General features: G+C 44.6%; 17 protein-coding genes. 4 read left to right on the forward strand and 13 right to left on the reverse strand.

The features are described 5' to 3' along the window. Nucleotides 1–107 precede the first annotated feature (107 nt). Nucleotides 108–560, forward strand: a complete 453-nt coding sequence (locus HMPREF1212_RS11945; RefSeq protein WP_028729467.1) for a NanQ anomerase/TabA/YiaL family protein — start codon at nt 108–110, stop codon at nt 558–560. A 95-nt stretch (nt 561–655) separates the two neighbouring features. Here the strand turns inward: HMPREF1212_RS11945 and HMPREF1212_RS11950 are convergent, their stop codons facing one another. Beyond that, nucleotides 656–1,015: an Hpt domain-containing protein gene (locus tag HMPREF1212_RS11950; RefSeq protein WP_028729468.1), complete on the reverse strand. Its 360-nt coding sequence runs from the start codon at nt 1,013–1,015 to the stop codon at nt 656–658. A gap of 163 nt (nt 1,016–1,178) precedes the next feature. Between HMPREF1212_RS11950 and HMPREF1212_RS11955 the strand changes: the two genes are divergently transcribed. After that, complete coding sequence (locus HMPREF1212_RS11955) at nt 1,179–2,060, forward strand: helix-turn-helix domain-containing protein (RefSeq protein ID WP_028729469.1); 882 nt, start codon at nt 1,179–1,181, stop codon at nt 2,058–2,060. Nucleotides 2,061–2,085: 25 nt separating this feature from the next. Then, complete coding sequence (locus HMPREF1212_RS11960) at nt 2,086–4,107, forward strand: hybrid sensor histidine kinase/response regulator (RefSeq protein WP_046149497.1); 2,022 nt, start codon at nt 2,086–2,088, stop codon at nt 4,105–4,107. A gap of 76 nt (nt 4,108–4,183) precedes the next feature. On the opposite strand, the gene HMPREF1212_RS11965 is transcribed toward HMPREF1212_RS11960, so the two are convergent. Both HMPREF1212_RS11965 and hypD read right to left on the reverse strand, forming a co-directional pair. After that, nucleotides 4,184–5,092, reverse strand: a complete 909-nt coding sequence (locus HMPREF1212_RS11965) for a glycyl-radical enzyme activating protein (protein WP_046149498.1) — start codon at nt 5,090–5,092, stop codon at nt 4,184–4,186. 2 nt (nt 5,093–5,094) lie between these two features. Next, a complete protein-coding gene (hypD, locus tag HMPREF1212_RS11970) occupies nt 5,095–7,503 on the reverse strand; it encodes a trans-4-hydroxy-L-proline dehydratase (RefSeq protein WP_232430145.1) in 2,409 nt (802 codons plus the stop codon). A gap of 355 nt (nt 7,504–7,858) precedes the next feature. Here hypD and HMPREF1212_RS11975 point away from each other — a divergent pair, with 355 nt between their 5' ends. Further along, the gene (locus HMPREF1212_RS11975; protein ID WP_028729477.1) at nt 7,859–9,523 is read left to right on the forward strand and encodes an AMP-binding protein; all 1,665 of its coding nucleotides are present in this window, start codon (nt 7,859–7,861) and stop codon (nt 9,521–9,523) included. Nucleotides 9,524–9,585: 62 nt separating this feature from the next. On the opposite strand, the gene dapA is transcribed toward HMPREF1212_RS11975, so the two are convergent. The 10 genes from dapA to cysQ form a co-directional block, all read right to left on the reverse strand. Continuing rightward, on the reverse strand, nt 9,586–10,479 hold the full coding sequence (gene dapA, locus HMPREF1212_RS11980) for a 4-hydroxy-tetrahydrodipicolinate synthase (RefSeq protein WP_028729478.1): 894 nt from the start codon (nt 10,477–10,479) through the stop codon (nt 9,586–9,588). Nucleotides 10,480–10,532: 53 nt separating this feature from the next. Beyond that, nucleotides 10,533–11,051 carry a DUF6913 domain-containing protein gene (locus HMPREF1212_RS11985; protein ID WP_046149500.1) on the reverse strand — a complete coding sequence of 173 codons (519 nt, stop codon included), beginning with the start codon at nt 11,049–11,051 and terminating at the stop codon, nt 10,533–10,535. Continuing rightward, nucleotides 11,048–13,048: an NAD-dependent DNA ligase LigA gene (ligA, locus tag HMPREF1212_RS11990; protein WP_046149501.1), complete on the reverse strand. Its 2,001-nt coding sequence runs from the start codon at nt 13,046–13,048 to the stop codon at nt 11,048–11,050. Before ligA ends, HMPREF1212_RS11985 begins: the two co-directional genes overlap by 4 nt. A gap of 3 nt (nt 13,049–13,051) precedes the next feature. Then, on the reverse strand, nt 13,052–14,011 hold the full coding sequence (locus tag HMPREF1212_RS11995) for a PCMD domain-containing protein (RefSeq protein ID WP_046149502.1): 960 nt from the start codon (nt 14,009–14,011) through the stop codon (nt 13,052–13,054). A 27-nt stretch (nt 14,012–14,038) separates the two neighbouring features. Further along, nucleotides 14,039–15,142 (reverse strand): sulfotransferase family protein, encoded by a 1,104-nt coding sequence (locus tag HMPREF1212_RS12000; protein WP_046149503.1) that lies wholly within the window; start codon nt 15,140–15,142, stop codon nt 14,039–14,041. A gap of 3 nt (nt 15,143–15,145) precedes the next feature. After that, the gene (gene cysN, locus HMPREF1212_RS12005; protein WP_046149504.1) at nt 15,146–16,609 is read right to left on the reverse strand and encodes a sulfate adenylyltransferase subunit CysN; all 1,464 of its coding nucleotides are present in this window, start codon (nt 16,607–16,609) and stop codon (nt 15,146–15,148) included. Nucleotides 16,610–16,619: 10 nt separating this feature from the next. Next, nucleotides 16,620–17,528, reverse strand: coding sequence for a sulfate adenylyltransferase subunit CysD (gene cysD / locus HMPREF1212_RS12010; RefSeq protein WP_028729484.1), 909 nt, complete (start codon nt 17,526–17,528; stop codon nt 16,620–16,622). 48 nt (nt 17,529–17,576) lie between these two features. After that, nucleotides 17,577–18,185, reverse strand: a complete 609-nt coding sequence (gene cysC / locus HMPREF1212_RS12015; protein WP_028729485.1) for an adenylyl-sulfate kinase — start codon at nt 18,183–18,185, stop codon at nt 17,577–17,579. A gap of 17 nt (nt 18,186–18,202) precedes the next feature. Next, nucleotides 18,203–19,756 carry an SLC13 family permease gene (locus tag HMPREF1212_RS12020; RefSeq protein ID WP_046149505.1) on the reverse strand — a complete coding sequence of 518 codons (1,554 nt, stop codon included), beginning with the start codon at nt 19,754–19,756 and terminating at the stop codon, nt 18,203–18,205. Nucleotides 19,757–19,860: 104 nt separating this feature from the next. Beyond that, a complete protein-coding gene (cysQ, locus tag HMPREF1212_RS12025) occupies nt 19,861–20,688 on the reverse strand; it encodes a 3'(2'),5'-bisphosphate nucleotidase CysQ (protein WP_028729487.1) in 828 nt (275 codons plus the stop codon). Nucleotides 20,689–20,792: the final 104 nt, after the last annotated feature.

Raw genomic sequence — 20,792 nt, forward strand, 5'->3', positions numbered from 1 at the left:
ACTAAATAAATAGATTTATTTGGTATATTTGTCCTATTATTTAACATTCGGATATACGACCTTTGTCAAACTATAATTAACGGATGAATTTATAAAAACGAATACGTATGATACTTGATTCTTTAAACAACACAGAAAAGGTAGAACGCTTGCACCCTTTATTCAAAAAAGCATTCGATTACATAAAAGCTACTGATTTCTCCAAATTAGAAGACGGAAAGTATGAACTGGAAGGCTCACGCTTATTCATCAGCGTTGTAACGTTGACCGGTAAAGACAAGAAAGAGGCTGCCGTTGAAACACACAAAAAGTATATCGACATACAACTGCCTCTGTTGGGAGTAGAAAAGATCGGCTGGAAACCCGGTTGCGAACTGCAGGAAGTGTCTATCCCCTATGATGAAGAAAAAGATATTGCTTTCTATGTGGATCGTCCTACGGCTTACACGAAAATCTATCCGGGACAGTTTGCCGTCTATTTCCCGGAAGACGGCCATGCTCCCGGCATAGGCGAAGGAAGCATTCGCAAAATGATCGTAAAAGTACAGGTAGAAGAATAATATTGCCAGATATGACAGACCGGTATTTTCTCTAAAGATAGATTTACTGTCTTTATCTGGAAAATATCGGTCATATCTATCATTAACCAAGCAGGTTACAGCTGATTTTCATTAATTATATTACAGATTTCATTATATCGCCTTTTTAGTATTTCCTGTTGATCCGGGATGTTCTCCGGGTCTTCATTCCTCAACTGTTCGGCCATCGGAGTCAATATGTCCCAAAGAGACTGGATACCTAAATTCGCTACTATCCCTTTCATTGTATGGGCATACATAAAAGCGTCGTGAATCTCTTTTGCTTTCAGACTCTCTTCCAGCTTTTGAAAACTTTCGTCCTGAACAAAATTCCGGAGAAACTTTGCATACAACATTTCGTTTCCCATAAAACGATTCAGGGCGCTATCTAAATTAACGCCAGCTTCTTGCAGCTGACACTTATATTTGTCTGTCATATTAATTATATAAAGAAGAAGTTGTTTGTATAAGAATGCAAATTAACGGTTATCGGCAACAATAAACAAATTCATTCTTTGCTTTTTATGTTCCATTTCTTTTCTTACATCATTTGTTTTTCAAATAAGTTCTATATTTGACACCTAAATAAATTGTACCTACATGGATAAACAAATTATCTGTCTTGATTCTCCTACTGATTTTATGGTCGGGAAATATGTCTCCGCCAATGAAATAAAACAATATATAGGTATTCCCTGTAAGATCAAAGCGGGAGTTTTTATCCTTTGTATGAAAGGATACGTCCGCTCGACTATTAATCTATCCGAATATAAAACAACTAAATATAATGTCATAACATTGACACCCAACAGTTACATACAAGTACATGAAATGTCAGACGACATTTTAATATACTTCGCAGCTTTTTCTTCAGACTTTATGAGTTATGCCAACTTTCTTAAAAGTACAATGAGTTGTTTATCGTCCATTTACAGACATCCGGTCATACCCATTTCCCAGAACATGTCTAAACTGATTGCCAGTTTCTACGATCTTTTACGCCGATATGCAGTATATCCTAATATTGTGAGCAATAAAGAGATGATAAAAGCTATTTTCACGATATGCAGTCAGGGTATTATTGAATTATACGATAGTAAACAACTGCTGAAAAAACAAGAGCGAACCCGCTACACGGAGATCTATCAGGATTTTATAAATCAAGCTTTAAAACACTATACAGCAGAGCATAATATCTCATTCTATGCTGACCGGCTGGGATTGACGCCCTCCTATTTAGCGACTTGCATAAAAAAGGCAATCGGCCAGACCCCTCTCGATGTTTTAACACAGATAATACTTATCGATGCCAAAGTACAATTAAAAGGGACTAATCAGGAAATTAAAAATATAGCAATGGAACTAGGTTTCAACAACTTGTCATTCTTCAACAGATTCTTTCGCAAACACGTAGGAATGACGCCTCAGGAATATAGAGGCAAACAATATACCTACTCCTGCTATCAAAAAGATTTCAGTTAATAAATATCTCTTAGAAAAGAATAATATGGAAAAAGAAGCTCAACAATCAGGAACAAATATCGAGTACAGTTTACTAATGGGCCTTATGGGGGTCAGTGTCAGTAAACATTTGCTGGACGAACATTTTACCCTTTTATGGGCAAACGATTTCTATTATGACCTGATAGGTTATCCCAAAGAAGAGTATGAAAGACTTTTCCAGAACCGCCCTGACATATATTTTAAAGAGCATAAAGAAGCCTGGAACATATTGGGACAGAAAGTATATGATGCAATAGCCAATAATACCAACGGTTACGAAGCGATCATGAAGATGCCGGTAAAAGATGGTTCGAAATGGGTAAAGCTCACCGCCACCTTCACAGACCAACTGCAAAATGGAGTCCCGATCTCCTATACGGTAATGATCGATATCACCGATATCACCGAACAACGCGAGTTACAGAGAAAGCTCGAACTACAATCGAAGCAACTGAAAGAAGCGCTCGACTCGGCCGAAAAAGCCAATCAGGCCAAATCTGATTTCCTTGCCCGCATGAGTCATGATATCCGGACACCGATGAATGCCATTATAGGGATGACGGCTATTGCAAAAGCTCATATAAACGAACAGGAAAGGGTGCTCGATTGCATGGAGAAAATCGATGGCTCCTCGAAACTGTTGCTCAGCCTGATCAATGAAGTGCTGGATATGTCGAAAATCGAAAGCGGCAGATTGATCCTTTCCGAAGATGATTTTAATATAGGAGAGCTTTTACAGGATCTGGTTATTATGATGCAGCCTGAAATAAAGAATAAACAGCAAACGTTGGACATTCATGTCAAAGACTTAAAACATGAGTATGTAACAGGGGATACGCAAAGAATTAAACAGGTATTGATGAACATCCTGTCAAATGCAGTTAAATATACTCCGGAAAAGGGACAGATAACAATAGATATCAATGAGAAAGAGCCAAAAGACGGCACCGGGAACTATGAATTTGTATTTAAGGATAGCGGAAGGGGAATGAAACCTGATTTCCTCGATAAAATATTCTTACCGTTTGAGCGGGCCGATGATAATGAGATCAGAAATATTCAAGGAACCGGACTCGGTATGGCTATCAGCCATAAGATCATAAAAATGATGGGGGGAGATATCAAAGTAGAGAGCGAATACAGTAAAGGTTCCTGTTTTACAATCAATATGCCGTTGCACTACCAGGAATTTGTTCCTATCGAAAAAATAGGGACAGACGGATTGGAGATACTTGTTGTTGACGATGATGAAACGGCTTGCCAAAGCACCTGCAATTGTCTACAGGAAATAGGCATAAACAGTGATTATGTCTGTTCCGGGAGTGAAGCGATAAACAAAGTGCAGCTACGCCATCAGGAAAGGAACGATTACTTTGCTGTTATCATTGATTTAAAGATGCCGGATATGAATGGTTTAGAAGCGACACGGCAGATCAGAAAAATTATAGGGACAGACATACCCATTATTATCCTTTCCGCCTATGACATCGAGGAATATGAAGCGGAAGCCAAAGCGGCAAAAGCCAATGGATTCATAACCAAGCCCCTCTATAAATCGAAACTGCTCAAGGTACTACAACGATTCCTCCACGAAGGAAGCCGATCGGAGCCGGTCAGACAGTTCAAACTCTCCGATGCCGATTATTCCGGCAAGCGTATCTTGCTGGTGGAAGATAACGAGCTGAACCGTGAAATAGCAGTAGAGATTATTGGAAGTACCGGCGTTTCCATCGATACGGCGGTGAACGGACTGGATGCCGTAAATATAGTATCCCGGTCACCGGAAGGCTTTTACCAAATGATACTGATGGATATCCAAATGCCTGTAATGGATGGTTATGAAGCCACCCGCCAGATACGTTCCCTGAAGCGTTCCGATATTTCCGGCATGCCAATTATAGCCATGACTGCAAATGCTTTTTCGGAAGATGTAACCAATGCGCTAAAAGCCGGCATGAATTATCATTTGGCAAAACCGATCGATATTTCAGCTTTGATGAGCGTACTCGGTAAATACCTGCAATAAGAACAGAACAGAATGTCAAGAAGCGATATACCCCATGTCCAAATTATTCGGGTTTAAGGTATATCGTTCCTTGCTATTATCCTCCTATTATAACATCTATTCCATACTGATTGAATATATCTACGGAACGCCCTACCGTTTCTTCCGAAGGGGTAGCCATCGGATAATGATCCGGGTTATATATCGTTCCCAATTTCTCATGCTTGTTCTTACCTATGTCATGGTATAAGAGCAAATTGACCGTATGATGTTGCCAGGGTAAAGAAGCGAGAAACTCGGCCGAGCGGGTTATATTTTCTTCATCGGCATTCACACCTTCAATCAGGGGAATACGGATATGGAACTCGTGCCCGGCTTCCGCAACCATTCGTAAGTTAGACAATATCAACTCATTAGGAACACCACAATAAAGTTTATGTTTAACTGTATCCATATGCTTAAGATCCACCAGGAAAAGTTCGGAATGTTCCATTACTTTCCTGACCACTTCCGGCACGGCCAATAGCGTTGTATCGACGGCACGGTGAATACCCAACTCCCCACAACGGCGAAGCATTTCCAGCAGCATATCCGGATGCTGCAAGGGTTCTCCTCCGCAGAAAGTAACGCCTCCCTCCGAACGATCCATAAAAACCGTTTCCTTTTCGATCTCATGGATCAGGTAATCGATGGAGTATTCCGTTCCGGAAATCTCCATCGCCATAGCCGGACACAACTCTGCACATTCGCCGCACAGATCACAAAGCGACCGGTCGGTCACAACCCCGTCGGGAGTCAATGACAGCGCCTTTTGCGGGCAGTTATCCACACAAGTACGGCATCCGATACATTTCTTCTTTGTATACAGCTTCTGTTTCCGACTGGACAGTCCTTCCGGATTATGGCACCATACACACGACAGCGGGCATCCTTTCATAAAGATAGTGATCCGGATACCCGGCCCGTCGTTTATTGCATAGCGCTTAATATCAAATATCAAACCCATTCTCAGAAGTTATCCTGTTCCGTGCGGGCAATCACATCAGCCTGCAGGTCAGCGTTCATATCGTTAAAATAATCACTGTAACCGGCTACACGTACCAACAGATCACGGTAATCTTCCGGACATTTCTGTGCTGCATACAAGGTTTCCGTATCTACGATATTAAATTGGATATGATGTCCACCCAGAGCGAAGTAGCTGCGTATCAGGGAAGACAGTTTGGATATATCTTCCTCCCGTTTCAACAGGCTCGGCAGGAAACGTTGATTCAGCAAGGTACCTCCACTCTTTACCTGATCCAGCTTACCCAACGATTTGATCACGGCAGACGGCCCGTGCGTGTCGGCGCCATGCGAAGGGGAAGTACCGTCGGAAATGGCCTTTTCAGCCAAGCGGCCGTTCGGGGTGGCTCCCATCACCTTACCGAAATAAACGTGGCAGGTAGTCGACAGCATATTCAGATGGAAACATTCGCCTTTCGTGTTCGGCTTGCCCTCGATAGCATCGTAGAGATCGTCGAATACTTTTACAGCGATCGTATCCGCATATTCATCATCATTCCCAAAGAACGGAGTGCGGTTAAGAATGGTCTGGCGCATCACTTCCGCACCGACAAAATTGTTTGCCATCGCTTTCAGCATTTCATCCATCGAGAAGCGTTTATCTTCATAGACATGCTTCTTCAAGGAAGACAGGCTGTCGGTAATAGTCCCCAACCCGGTACATTGTATATAAGTGGTGTTATACCGGGGGCCACAGTTATAGTAGTCGCGCCCTTTGGCAATGCAATCGTCAATAAACAGCGACAGGAATGTTGCCGGGGCATATTTGGCAAACATCCGGTCGATATAATTGCTTACACGCATCTTCATATCCACGAAATAATGGATTTGTTTCATAAAGGCAGCGTATAGCTCGTTGTAATCTGCAAAGTTACGCGGATCGCCGGTTTCCAGTCCCACCTTGCGGCCGGATACAGGGTCGACGCCGTTATGAAGCGTTACTTCCAGTATTTTCGGCACATTCAGATAGCCGGTCAATACGTATGCCTCCTTACCGAAAGCACCCACCTCGATACAACCGCTACAACCGCCTTCACGGGCATCCTGCAAGGATTTTCCCTGGCGCATCAGTTCCTGGATATATACATCCGGATTGAAAACGGAAGGATAACCGTGTCCCTGGCGGATCACCTTACATCCGGCACGCAGGAAACGTTCCGGCGTACGGGCACTGACGTGGATCGCACTACCGGGTTGCAGGATATGCAGTTCTTCGATTGTCTCCAACATAATATAGGAAACCTCGCTTACTCCGTCGCTGCCGTCGGCCTTTACGCCACCGATATTCAGGTTCGTAAAGTCATTGTATGTTCCGCTTTCCTTGGCGGTAATGCCGACTTTGGGGGGTGCCGTATGGTTGTTTACCTTAATGAAGAAGCACGACATCAGCTCTTTAGCCTCCTCACGGGTAAGTGTTCCTGCGGCAATCTCTTTTTCGTAGAAAGGAGCCAGATGTTGGTCGAAATGCCCCGGATTCATAGCATCCCATCCGTTCAGTTCCGTAATAGTTCCCAAGTGAACGAACCAATACATTTGAATGGCTTCCCAATAAGTACGGGGAGCATGTGCCGGAACCCAACGGCAAACTTCCGCTATTTTACGAAGTTCGGCCGCACGTTTCGGGTCTTTCTCCGTCATCGACATCTCGTCTGCCAGGTCGGCATGGCGTTCGGCGAAAAGGATAGCGGCATCACAGGAGATAGACATGGCCGTCAGTTCTTCCTGTTTGTCCGTCGCTTCGGGATCATTCATAAAATCAAGGCCTTCCAGTTCACCCTCAATCCGTTCCTTCAGATCGAGCAGGCCGAACTGGTACACTTTGCCGTCGAGGGCCGTATGTCCCGGCGCACGTTGTTCCATAAACTCGGTAAACATGCCGACTTCATAAGCTTCCTTCCATTCTTGCGGAACATGGCTGAAGATGCGTTCGCGCTGCGTACGGCCTTTCCAGTAAGGGATTACTTCGCGTTCGTAGGTATCGATATCTTCCTGGCTGATCGTATACCGCTGCAATTCGCGGGTATTCAGCACATGCAGGTCTTCCACACTATGGCAGGTCAGTTCGGGGAAGGTCGGTACGGCTTTCGGTGCCGGCCCGCGTTCGCCGACGATCAGTTCGTCTTTTCCTATATATATCGTCTTATGTTTGCATATTTCCAGAAAGTTCAACGCTCTCAGGATAGGGATAGGATATTTACCGTAGTTTTCTTTATAAAAGCGGGTCTCGATCAAGGCCCGTTCAATAGACAAAGACGGTTCGGCTTCGAAAGAAAGCTGACGCAAACGTTTAATACGGTCGTTCATACCATAAGCATTTGCTTCCACTGCGGGAGCAAAGTTTGACGCACTCATAGGTGCACGTTGAGCTGTTGTTGTACTCATTTGAATGGTTTATTTGTCATGCACGCCCAACATATTCAATGCATTGGCATACACAGTATTTTTGAATGAATAATTAAGAATAACAAAAGAACCGGCCGCACCGCAGGCGGCTGAACCCGGGAGAGAATGCGATGTTTAAAGATAGAACATCAAGCAATTGAAAAGTTTCCTGTAACCTTTTATTACCATGCTATTTACAAGGTGTTATATGAACACCGCAAACATAAATACTTTTCATGAATAAACAAAATAACTGCGTCTGTATTTTTTGCTATATTTGCAACATTCGTTTAGTTTTCATGGTTATTCATCTAAATACATCTTCATGGAAAATCGTTTTTTAGGACTTATAGAGAACAGCATCAAGGAACATTGGGACTTGCCTGCTTTCTCAGACTATAATGGACATACATACCATTATAAAGATGTGGCCCGCCGTATAGAAAAATTTCACATCATACTGGAACATGCCGGAATAAAGAAAGGGGATAAAGTGGCACTTGTTGGCCGTAACTCTTCCAACTGGGCGATTTGTTTCTTCGGCATCCTGGCCTATGGAGCCGTTGCCGTACCTATCCTGCATGATTTCAAGCCGGATAACATCCATCATATCGTAAACCATTCGGGAGCCAAAGCCGTTTTGGCCGGGGCAAACAACTGGGAGAATATGAATGAACAAATGATGCCGGATGTTAAACTGTTCATGCTGCTCGATAACTTCTCGATCATCAAGAGTAAGAATAAGGAAGTACGTGTGGTACGCGACAGGATCAACGAATATTTCGGTAAGAAATATCCCCGCTCCTTCACCTCCGCCGACGTGAAATATCATGTAGAGAAACCGGAAGAGCTGGCAGTGCTTAATTATACCTCGGGAACGACAAGTTTCTCCAAAGGTGTGATGATCCCTTTCCGCAGCTTGTGGAGCAACACCCAGTTTGCTTACGATAACCTGCCGTTTATCCATCCGGGAGACAGTGTGGTTTGTATGTTGCCGATGGCGCATATGTATGGCCTGGCTTTCGAGATACTGAACTGTGTGAATAAAGGATGCCATGTGCATTTCCTTACCCGCACGCCCAGTCCGAAGATCATCGCAGAGGCTTTTGCCCGCGTGAAACCGGCATTGATACTGGCCGTCCCTCTTATCATAGAGAAGATCGTCAAGAACAAAATATTCCCGGAATTGGAGAAGCCGCTTATCAAATTGCTGCTGAAAGTTCCGTATCTCGACCAGAAGGTGCTCGATACGATCGCCAAAAAGCTGAACGACTCTTTCGGTGGCAAGTTCGGAGAGGTGGTGATCGGCGGTGCAGCCCTCAATAAGGAGGTAGAATCATTCCTGCGTTCGATCAATTTCCGCTACACGGTAGGTTATGGTATGACGGAATGCGGCCCGTTGGTGGCTTACGAGCAATGGGATACTTTCAAACAGGGTTCCGTTGGCCGTATCGTCGACCGTATGGAAGCACGCATCGATTCGGCCGACCCCGAAAACGAAGTTGGTGAAATACTGGTTCGCGGCATGAATGTTATGTTGGGATATTATAAGAACCCGGATGCTACGAAAGCGGTCATGATGCCCGACGGCTGGATGCGTACGGGCGACCTGGGAACGATCGACTCCGACGGTTTCCTGTATATCCGCGGACGCAGCAAGTCTATGATCCTGGGGCCGAGCGGACAGAACATCTACCCGGAGGAGATAGAAGACCGGCTGAATAATATGCTTTACGTTGCTGAATCGTTGGTAATCTCGCAAGGCGGTAAACTGGTCGCCCTCATTTACCCGGACTGGGAACAGGTCGACAAAGCCGGTATCCAGCATTCCGAGATAGAAGGGTTAATGCAACAGAACATCAACCAGCTGAACAACGAAATGCCTTCATACAGCAAGGTCTCCTGCTTCAAATTATATCAGGAAGAATTTGAAAAGACTCCTAAACGCAGCATCAAACGGTATTTGTATCAACCGGCTGAAGAGAGTTAGCGGTAGGAATAAATAAAAAAGGCAGGGATGAAAATCCCTGCCTTTTTTACAATATCATTATATTAGCATTTAATACTCAGCTCGCGCAACACATCACGGATCTTTTCGAAAGTCGTGATACGTGTCGGAACCAGTGGCAAACGCAATTTGTTCTCGATAAATCCCATTGCATTCAACATACTCTTTGCTCCGGCAGGGTTACCGTCGACAAACAGCAGTTCGAACAATTCTGTAAAACGATGGTGAATCGTGCGGGCATGATCATAATCTCCGGCTAGTGCCAGACGAACCATGCGGCTGAATTCACGCGGGAAAGCGTTACCTATAACCGAGATAACACCGATTGCCCCTAAAGTGATCAGCGGGAATGTAATACCATCATCACCCGAAATTACATTGAAGTTAGCCGGCTTGTTCTTAATAATATCATCCATCTGGGTAATATTACCGGAAGCTTCTTTTACGGCAACTACATTCTTAAATTCGCGTGCAATGCGGAGCGTTGTAGCAGCCGTCATATTCACACCGGTTCTTCCCGGTACATTATACAATACGATAGGAAGTTTGGTTGCTTCGGCAATTGCCTTATAATGCTGATAGATTCCCTCCTGTGAAGGTTTATTATAATAGGGCACGACAGACAGGATAGCGTCGATACCATCAAAATTATCGTTCTTCAACTTTTCAACGATCGTACGGGTACAGTTGCCACCAACTCCCAAAACGATGGGAATACGACCATTCACCTTTGTTACAACAAGGCTGATGATTTTCTTTTTTTCTTCTTCAGTGAGGGTTGGCGTTTCTGCGGTAGTTCCTAACACGACCAAATAATCTGTTCCGTTCTGCACCTGATAGTCTACCAGTTTGCTTAACGCATCATAATCCACACTTTCGTCTTCCTTGAAGGGAGTGATCAGGGCCACACCCATTCCTTTTAAATTTATGTCTGCCATGGGGAAAATATTCCTTTTTTGTTATTTAGCACTGCAAAAATAACGAAATTATATCATTTAGAACGGATTGTCTGCAAATAAAATAAGATATGTCCGAATATGTGCTTAATATCAGCCTCTTCTGTCACAGAAATAGTAAGATCGTATAAATCCAGTTCACTGCTTCGTGCTCCGACTTTAAATGTGGCGGGATGCCGTAACAGCAAATATTGCATCACATAATCATTTCTGCGGGTTAGGTCGATCAGTATGTCCGCATCGCAACCATAGAACTTCTTTTGTATTTCATCTTTGGGAATACACCACAGATCCAGGTCGGTCTTTCCGTGTATAACCATGTATGCCGGGTTCATTTCGGGAACCACATCACTTGCCACATAAGCACAGACATTAATATGTTTATGCATCATACGCAACGTTTCCAGACAGGGCTCAACAATGTCACGGTCTTCGGCATTAAACAAGACCAGGATATGGCGGGCGTCTTTCAGGGTGCAGAAATTACTCTGACGCTTTTTGGCACCGGCCAGATCCTTTACTTTCTTTCGGATAAAATGGTTTGTCAGTCTCATTCAGCCAACATGTTTAAGAATTCATTCTCGTTGATAATCTTTACTCCCAGCTTGGCTGCTTTTTCCAGCTTGGCCGGGCCCATGTTCTCTCCAGCCAGAATATAATCTGTCTTTCCGGAAACGGAACCGCTGTTCTTGCCGCCATGTTGTTCGATCATGGCTTTATATTCGTCGCGCGAATGCAGGGTAAATGTACCACTGATCACGATAGATAATCCTTTCAGTTTGTCGGAACGGTTGGCCAAAACCTCTTCGGCTACCGTCATTTGCAGGCCATACTCTTCCAGACGGGCAACCAGTGTACGGTTTTCTTCGTCGGCAAAATAATCGACAACGCTACGGGCAATGCGTTCGCCTATTTCGTCCACTTCCGTAAGCGTCTCGAGTGAAGCTTCTTCCAGTTGTTTCATAGAATGGAAAGCGGATGCCAGACGTTTGGCTACAGTTTCGCCAACATAACGGATCCCCAACCCGAACAATACCCGTTCGAAAGGAACCTGTTTCGATTCTTCCAGACTCGTCATCAGGTTACGGGCACTTTTCTCCGCCCAACGTTCCAAACGCAACAAATCAGGTATTTCCAATGTATACAGGTCGGCCACATTCTTTACAAGACCGGCATTGAACAGATCCTCTACCGTTTCCGGGCCGATGTTTATATTCATGGCACGACGGGTAACAAAGTGTTCGATACGGCCTTTTATCTGCGGTGGGCAACCGGATTCGTTCGGACAGTAATGTGCCGCTTCTCCTTCCGGGCGATATAACGGCGTACCACATTCGGGACAACTTTTAATAAAGGTCACTTTTGCTCCCAGCAACATAGAACGTGAGTCGATATCCACCCCGACAATCTTAGGAATGATCTCCCCTCCTTTTTCCACATAGACATTATCGCCCAGATGCAAATCCAGCCCTTCGATAATATCGGCATTATGCAAAGAGGCACGTTTAACGGTCGTTCCGGCCAGTAATACCGGCTCCAGATTGGCTACCGGAGTAACCGCCCCTGTACGTCCTACCTGGAAAGAGACGGAGTTGAGACGAGTAACCGCCCGTTCGGCCTGAAATTTATAAGCGATTGCCCAGCGCGGACTCTTCGCTGTAAATCCGAGATTCTTCTGCTGACGAAGTGAGTTTACTTTCAGCACAATGCCATCCGTAGCAACGGGAAGGTTTTTCCGTTCGGCATCCCAGTAAGCGATATAATCGAATATATCCTGCAAACTGCTGCATTTACGGATAACATCCGGTATCTTAAAGCCCCAGGTACGGGCTATCTGTAAGTTTTCGTAATGTTCGTCTGCCGGAAGCACCTCTCCTAATAGATAATAGAAGTAAGCATCCAGCTTACGGGAAGCTACAATGGCGGGATTCTGTTGTTTCAACGTTCCCGATGCGGCATTGCGGGGATTAGCGAAAAGAGGTTCTTCCTGTTCTTCGCGCTCCTTGTTCAGCCGGTCGAACTCCGCCCAGGGAAGCAGAATCTCTCCTCGTATCTCAAAGTTTGCCGGATAATTATCGCCACGCAACTTCAAGGGAACGGAACGGATCGTTTTCACGTTGGCCGTCACATCATCGCCACGGGTTCCGTCGCCGCGGGTAACGGCACGTACCAGACGTCCGTTTTCATAGATCAACGAGATAGAAGTCCCGTCGTATTTCAGTTCGGCAACTATTTCGAAAGGCTCGTTCAAAGCACGCTCGGTCCGCTCGTAGAAATCGCGTATCTCATCTTCGGAATAAGTATTCCCCAAAGAGAGCATCGGGTATTGATGCACTACCTGTTCAAATTCCTTCGAAAGGTCGCTTCCTACCCGTTGCGTCGGCGAATGCGGATCGGCAAATTCAGGATTGGCTTCTTCCAATGCCTGCAATTCTTTCATCTTCTCATCAAACTCCCGGTCTGATATAGTCGGTGTGGAAAGCACATAATAATTATAATTATGCTGTTCCAGTTCATCACGAAGTGCTTTAATATTTGCCTCTACTCCCATATTTTAATATACCAATTTTACATTATCAATCCAGAACGTATTACCCGGCGAACCGATATAGGCCCCTCCATGACTGGAAGTGAATTGCAACACGAGGTGTGTCGGTTCCTCTCCTTCTTCTGCCCAGCCGATCTCCTGAATAGGAACACTTTTTCCCTGACTGTTCAGTGTATAACGTTCTTCAACCTGTATGCACATATAAGGTTTGTAATCGGGATGGGAAGTAATATTTCCGTAAAGGATCGGATATGTAGCATCGTTTACCCAACCGTCTGTCGACGAGATATAACGTTGCACCATTGTTCCTACCCGTTTGGCATATACGTTTCCTTCTTTATCTTCCCAGCGTTTCTGTAAAAACAGAATGGCTGCGATCGAATCCTGCCCGGCGACTTTCGACTTACGGCTGAAACCTGTGCTGCGTACACGGTCTTTCTCCGGAGCTGCCTTGATCTTATAATCGAAACGGATCGCTTCCGGCTTCTTGGTAAAAGGAACACCGCTCCCCAGCATACTTTGCGGGTTCTTCGTTCCCTTGATCGGCTCATGTACCTTTCCTAAAAAGACCGAACCGGCAGCTACTACCTCGATATCTACCAGCCCGAACACTTTCACACTTTCCATACGTGTCTCCAGACGTGCACACCAACCGTCTCCCCTCTTTTCCGGGAAAACAGAGGTGTTGGTCTTTACCACTCCGGCCACTTTAGCCATCACATTCGAGTTGGCCCACGGAGAGCCGCCCCGGTTGTGGTAAGCCACATTGCCGACAATCGTATCGGTTGGTCCCAACTCATACAGGTGTTTCTTATTTCCACCTATGATTCCCGATTCCTGAATCTCGCGTACAACCCACTGATCCATATCACCGAAAGCTAAAGGTACGACCTTTTCCTGTCCGATCACAGTAGACAGCTGGCTGCCCGCAAACAAAAATAATAATATATTCTTTATATAATTCATAAGCTTTGCTTAAAAGTTGAAAGAATATTATAAAGAATAACCCCACTCCTTAAGAGCCATGCCCCAGTTCTCTTCAACGATCTGTATGGTACGGTCGTCGTATTTGTACTGGTTCTTCTTATATCCCTTTTTCTTTCCCAGATATTTCTCAATCTCGGCTTTAGACGATTCGAATCCCGGCAGGTTTAATTTGCGATAGATATCTTCAGTCATTGCATAAGCATCCTGTTCGAAATCTTCAAACTTCACTTCCACCAGGTTTCCTTCGGGGATCAGCCCTTTCTGTTCTTCAAACTTGTAGAACAAGCGGCGATATACTTCAATAAGATTACTTTCAATCTGTTCATTAGTGATGTCTTGCAAACGAAGCGGCTGTATCGTATTTGTAAAGAAACTGCGGGTACTTTCAAATACGGTATAAGGATTACGCTTCAAATAAATAAACTTGGCATTCGGAAACATTTCCAGCAATGTTTTCACACGTCCGGTATGCGGCGGGTTCTTACTCAGGAACTGTGTGCCGTGTGTATTCCAAAGCGATATCTTAATAAGCTTCAGGAAAGTTTCCTTGAATACTTTCAGTTCATGCTCGGTCGTGTTATCGAACAACAGATACCGGTCGCAATATTCCAGCATATGTTTCGGGAAGAACCAGAAGTTATAGTAGGAATAGGGCATCATGTTTGCCAATGCAAACTCCTCTTCCTGCGGAAGATCGACTTTCAGTTCCAGATTGTCGGTCGGACGTTTGTCGGGCATCAGAAGCGACATATTCTTCTTAAAGAAAGGTTGTCCCCAAAGCATCAGGTTCGGAAACACCGTCTGATATGTGGTGTTGTATCCGAAATGCTTGTCGCACGAAAATACATTGTGTACGAATGTTGTCCCGCTACGCCAATGGCCCAGTATGAATACCGGATCCATTTCCAACGGCTTATCCGCTATTTTACGGTAACGGGCATCTTCAAAAGGTTGCAATAAACTAAGCAGACGGCACACCGACTTAGTCAGATAATATTTGTTACGGAAACCTTTGTCGATCGTCTTGTTGGCTGTCACAGCCTTAAATGTTTTCCAGTCCGCTCCTACCAGCGTGTTGATTGGTAATTTATCGAATTCCAGCAACCCCATAATTTACTTTTTATCAGTTATACATTTTACCGGAACACCCTGGCGTTCCAAATCCTTACATATCGTGCGAATTGCTTCGTAATGCTCTTCGCCTATTCCAAGTTCGGGTAGGTTCAGTACCGCGAGGGCATCTTCCGTTACCATATCTTTCGCATCCACACGGTCGATGATCATTCCGACTGCCGATGTGTTATTGGTAATCGGGTCGATCAGAATAAAGGCACCTGTCTGCTTGTTTTTCTGATACGGATCAAACATCAGCTCCTTACCTGTTGTAAAGACTACACGGGCGATCTCGTTCAGCTTCATCGGCAAAGTGTCTGTGGTTAACTGTCCATTCTCAACAGAGAGCTGCTCCATTGTATTAACATTCACCTTGTAACGGATACTGTCGACACGGGCACGCGTCAGATTCGTTGTGTGTTTGATATAGAACTGCTTCGACAGATCCATCGGTTCTTCATCCATCCATACCAGCATCGATTCGAAGTTACGGTCTTCTATCGGCAGGTTATCCGGATGTACCAGCATTTCGCCACGGGAAACGTCGATCTCGTCTTCCAATGTAATAGTAACACACTGAGGAGGGTATGCGTAATCCAGTTCGCCATCGTATGTTACGATACTTTTCACCTTCGACGTTTTACGTGAAGGCAATGCCATCACCGTATCCCCCTTGCGGATAATACCGCTCGATACTTTACCGCAGAAACCACGGAAGTCCAGGTTCGGGCGCAATACGTATTGAACCGGATAGCGGAAGTCTTCGAAGTTACGATCCTGGTCGATAGGCACTGTTTCCAGGAAGTCCAGCAAAGAAGGGCCGTCATACCAGGGAGTACGGTCGCTCTTTTCCACCACATTGTCTCCATCCAACGCCGAAAGCGGGATGTAAGTGATATCAGAGATATTCAGCGGAGCAACGAACTCTTTGTAATCGGCAACGATCCGGTCGAATACTTTTTTGTCGAAATCAACAAGATCCATCTTGTTTACTGCAAGTACTACATGCTTGATCCCCAGCAAAGATACCAGATAAGTATGGCGGCGGGTCTGTGTGATCACACCTGTGCGGGCATCCACCAGGATAATAGCGAGGTTGGCTGTCGACCCGCCGGTAATCATATTTCGCGTATACTGCTCGTGTCCCGGAGTATCGGCAATGATGAATTTACGGTTGTTCGTACTGAAGTAGCGGTAAGCCACATCGATCGTGATACCCTGTTCGCGTTCTGCTTTCAGGCCATCCAATAACAATGCATAGTCAATATGATCGCCGGCATTTCCCATACGCTTACTGTCGCGCTCCAGAGCATCCAGCTGATCTTCATATAACTTTTTACTATCAAACAAAAGACGTCCGATCAATGTCGATTTACCGTCATCCACCGAACCTGCCGTAAGGAAACGGAGCAGGTCTTTCTGTTCGTCCTTATCCAGGAATTCTTTTATATTTAATGTTGACATATTCTTTTAATTAGAAATAACCTTCTCTCTTTTTCTGTTCCATGCTGGCATCCTGGTCGAAGTCGATTACACGGGTGGTGCGTTCGCTCTTGGTGGTTGTCATCATCTCTTCCACGATCTTCTCGATTGTATCGGCTTCGCTATCTACGGCTCCGGTCAAAGGCCAGCAACCGAGGGTACGGAAACGTACCATCCGCATCTTGATCTGATCGCGATACTGCTCCGGCAAACGGTCGTCGTCAGCCATGATCAGGTTGCCATCGAGTTCTACGATAGGGCGTTCCTTGGCATAATACAGCGGAACGATAGGAATATTTTCGAGACGGATATACTGCCAGATATCCAGCTCTGTCCAGTTTGACAACGGGAACACACGGATACTTTCGCCTTTATGTACACGGGCATTATAGATGTCCCATAATTCCGGACGCTGGTTCTTCGGATCCCACTGGTGGAACTTATCGCGGAACGAGTAGATACGTTCTTTGGCACGGCTCTTTTCCTCGTCACGACGGGCACCGCCGAAAGCGGCATCAAACTTATACTTATCGAGGGCATGCAGCAAAGCCTGCGTTTTCATCAGGTCGGTATGCACCTTGCTACCATGTGTAAAAGGCCCGACACCAGCGTGAAAGGCCTCCATATTTGATTCGACGATCAGGTTCCATCCGAACTTCTTTGCATACTCATCACGGAACTGCACCATTTCCTTAAACTTCCATTTTGAATCGATGTGCATCAAAGGAAACGGAACTTTGCCCGGAGCAAAGGCCTTCTCTGCCAACCGAACCATCACCGACGAGTCTTTACCGATAGAATAAAGCATTACAGGATTTTCAAATTCAGCAGCAACCTCCCGTATGATATGGATGGATTCTGCTTCCAGTTCCTGTAGATGGCTTAATTTGTAATCTGACATATTTCAATATATTTGTTTGTTCCTATTCATTAAGAAGGGCGTAAAATGTTACGCCCCCACTTTGGGTAATATCAATTCTAATAATTTATTGACCGATTCTTCCAGACTGAGAACGGATGTATCCAACGATAACGCCGGATGCTCCGGAGCTTCGAACGGAGCAGAAACACCTGTGAAATCTTTTATCTCTCCTTTGCGGGCCTTTGCATACAATCCTTTCACATCGCGTCGTTCGCATTCTTCAATCGGTGTGTTTACATAAATCTCAAGGAAATTCTCTTTTCCGATGATAGACGAGGCCATCTCCCTTAGTTCGTTATTCGGACTGATAAAAGCCGCTATAGTTATAACACCGGTATCGATAAATAGTTTGCTAACCTCGGCTATACGACGGATATTCTCCACACGGTCTTCTGCCGAAAATCCCAGGTTGTTATTGATGCCGCTACGGATATTATCGCCATCCAGGATACGGCATAATAATCCCCGCTGATGCAACTCCCTTTCGAGTGCTATTGCAATGGTACTTTTACCAGAGCCGCTCAGTCCCGTAAACCAGACCATTACACTACGTTGTTTCAGAAGAGTTTCCTTATCCTCTCTTCCCATCATTCTATCGAAGATCGGATATATGTTATTCGTTTGTGTATTACTCATTATTAGTTACCCTTAAATTAAAACTTCCAGATCATTGGTATTACAAATATAGAAATCAAAAAAGTGATCAGGTTCAGTGGCAAACCGATCCTTACGAAGTCGGTAAACTTATAACTGCCGATACCTTGTACGATCAGGTTCGTCTGATAACCGATCGGCGAACTGAAACTGGCCGAAGCAGCCATACAAATCACCACAAAAAATGGCGTCGGATTGACCCCTAGCTGTGTGGCTACCGATAATGCGATCGGGAAGCTTAATGCCGCCGCCGCATTATTCGTTATCAACTCTGTAAATATATTTGTAATAATAAATATGATCGCGAGCAAAGCATAAGGCCCGAAGTTATCGGCCATATTAATGATATAGCTGGCTACCAATGCTGCAAAACCGGAGTTTTCCATCGCTTTGCTGATAGCAAAAGCACAGGCAATCGTAATCAGAATATCCCATGAAATGTATTTGGTATATTTTTTGGGTGGAAATATCTTTGTCCAGGCCATAATAATAGTTGTGATGCAGACAAAGAAAAACATATCCAACCGCATATTGGGTATAGCTTCTTTTACTGCCGGTAACTCTCCGATCGTCGCACCAACGATCATAAAGATCAAAAGGCCCAGCGCCAACCAACGTTTACCTTTCGATACGGGTTCGGTATTTTCGCTACCATTTGCCAACATAAGGAAGACGCTTGATTCTCCCCAAGTCGGAATGAATGAATCGTCCGCCCAAAGTACCAACGTATCCCCTTCATGCAAGGTTACTTTATCCAGATCATGGGTGAATCGTTCGCCGCCGCTCTTTACTTCTTTTACTATAGCACCATAATGACGGGTAAAGTTAAACTCACCCAATGTCTTATTGATACCGGGAAAACGTGAACCCAAAACGGCTTCCACACGATGCAGATTACCCGGTCCCTCCTCCTCTCCTTCATCAACATAATTATCCTGGCGAGAATCTGGCAATAACTTATTAGAGAAAGCAAACAGGTAAAGAATACCTGCAATAGCAATAAAAATACCGACCTTTCCGAGTTCAAACATTGTAAATCCTTCATAGCCGGCATCTAACACCATTCCATGCACAACCAGATTAGTAGATGTTCCGATCAGTGTACAGATACCTCCTAAAATAGTTACATAAGATAGCGGGATGAGAAATTTGGTAGCGGGAAGTTTCACCGATTCTGCCCAACGCTTAATAATTGGGGCAAAGATTACAACTACTGGTGTATTATTCAGAAAAGCAGAGATGAAAGCAATTGGAGGCAACATACGCACCTGTGCTTTCAGTACAGTCGTTTTACCTTCCGGAAGAAGTTTCTTGATCACTTGCCCCAAAGCACCGCTCTGACGGATACCTTCGCTCACAAGAAAGAGCATGGCAACGGTTATCATCCCTTTATTACTAAACCCTTCCAACATTTCTTTGGGACTCAATATACCTGCCACAAGGAATAATACTACTACAGAAAGTAGTATCATTCCCGGTCGCATCCTATCCCATATTAACGCCGCAACCATTCCGGCCAGGGCTAGTAATACAAATAATATTTCAAAATTCATGCGTTCCTAATCTGTCTAGTTTTTCAGATAAGGTGCAAATGTAATAAGAAAATTAACGTTATTCGTACGCCAAAGTGCTATTTTAATCTTATTGACCAAAATAATCAGGATATGGAAGAAAGGGGTTTTACAATAAACCAGGGATTATGCAAATCTTCCTTATTGTATTTCAACGGCGTTCGACCATCGATATGAAAAACATCACATCCCGCCCCTCTTGCTATTGCATGTCCGGCTGCCGTATCCCATTCCATTGTCGGAGCAAAACGTGGATAAATATCCGCACTGCCCTCTGCCACCAGACATATTTTCAGGCTGCTTCCACTACTGATCAACGTAACCGGCTGTCCTTGCTTACGCAGGTTCTCTATAAAATCGGTTGTTTCCGGACTTTGATGAGAACGGGAAGCGACAACCACTATTCCCTGATGTCCCATAGATACCGGCAGGCGCGTTGCCTTCTGCATAATTTCATCCATTGACGGTTGATGTGAGCAGTCGATATTTGCCAACTTGTAAGCACCTAACGAATCGGCTGAAAAATACAACTCTTTCCGTACCGGGACATAGATTACGCCCAGGATAGGCACTCCTTTTTGAACCAAAGCGATATTTACAGTAAACTCGCCGTTCCTTTTAATAAACTCCTTGGTTCCATCCAGCGGATCAACCAACCAGAATGTTTCCCAGGCTGAACGTTCTGCATATGGAATATCCTTTCCTTCCTCGCTCAATATCGGAAAAGGGGTTACAGAAAGAACATTCACAATCAGCATGTGAGCAGCTTTATCGGCCTTCGTCAGCGGAGAATTATCAGCTTTGCGTTCAATTTCAAAATCAGATTCAGGATCTGTATAAATATCCATGATAGCTTTTCCGGCATCAATTGCTGCCCGGATAGCAATGTAAAGATAGTTCGAATAGGTCATCATCACTCATATCTATTAAGTTTGTAATAATACAAATATAACGTTTTTTTCAAACAAAATACTCCTGAACCGAATTATTTCAAGCGGTATTGCCTATTAAAACATAA

Source organism: Parabacteroides sp. HGS0025 (assembly GCF_000969845.1).
Lineage (GTDB): Bacteria > Bacteroidota > Bacteroidia > Bacteroidales > Tannerellaceae > Parabacteroides > Parabacteroides gordonii.

Coding starts and splice junctions, on each gene's coding strand:
- HMPREF1212_RS12000 (WP_046149503.1), bottom strand. CDS start 15,142: ATGGGGTTGCTGGAATTCGATAAATTACCAATCAACACGCTGGTAGGA.
- HMPREF1212_RS11985 (WP_046149500.1), bottom strand. CDS start 11,051: ATGAGACTGACAAACCATTTTATCCGAAAGAAAGTAAAGGATCTGGCC.
- HMPREF1212_RS11975 (WP_028729477.1), top strand. CDS start 7,859: ATGGAAAATCGTTTTTTAGGACTTATAGAGAACAGCATCAAGGAACAT.
- dapA (WP_028729478.1), bottom strand. CDS start 10,479: ATGGCAGACATAAATTTAAAAGGAATGGGTGTGGCCCTGATCACTCCC.
- ligA (WP_046149501.1), bottom strand. CDS start 13,048: ATGGGAGTAGAGGCAAATATTAAAGCACTTCGTGATGAACTGGAACAG.
- hypD (WP_232430145.1), bottom strand. CDS start 7,503: ATGAGTGCGTCAAACTTTGCTCCCGCAGTGGAAGCAAATGCTTATGGT.
- cysQ (WP_028729487.1), bottom strand. CDS start 20,688: ATGATGACCTATTCGAACTATCTTTACATTGCTATCCGGGCAGCAATT.
- cysD (WP_028729484.1), bottom strand. CDS start 17,528: ATGTCAGATTACAAATTAAGCCATCTACAGGAACTGGAAGCAGAATCC.
- HMPREF1212_RS11950 (WP_028729468.1), bottom strand. CDS start 1,015: ATGACAGACAAATATAAGTGTCAGCTGCAAGAAGCTGGCGTTAATTTA.
- HMPREF1212_RS11995 (WP_046149502.1), bottom strand. CDS start 14,011: ATGAATTATATAAAGAATATATTATTATTTTTGTTTGCGGGCAGCCAG.
- HMPREF1212_RS11945 (WP_028729467.1), top strand. CDS start 108: ATGATACTTGATTCTTTAAACAACACAGAAAAGGTAGAACGCTTGCAC.
- HMPREF1212_RS12020 (WP_046149505.1), bottom strand. CDS start 19,756: ATGAATTTTGAAATATTATTTGTATTACTAGCCCTGGCCGGAATGGTT.
- HMPREF1212_RS11960 (WP_046149497.1), top strand. CDS start 2,086: ATGGAAAAAGAAGCTCAACAATCAGGAACAAATATCGAGTACAGTTTA.
- cysN (WP_046149504.1), bottom strand. CDS start 16,609: ATGTCAACATTAAATATAAAAGAATTCCTGGATAAGGACGAACAGAAA.
- HMPREF1212_RS11965 (WP_046149498.1), bottom strand. CDS start 5,092: ATGGGTTTGATATTTGATATTAAGCGCTATGCAATAAACGACGGGCCG.
- HMPREF1212_RS11955 (WP_028729469.1), top strand. CDS start 1,179: ATGGATAAACAAATTATCTGTCTTGATTCTCCTACTGATTTTATGGTC.
- cysC (WP_028729485.1), bottom strand. CDS start 18,185: ATGAGTAATACACAAACGAATAACATATATCCGATCTTCGATAGAATG.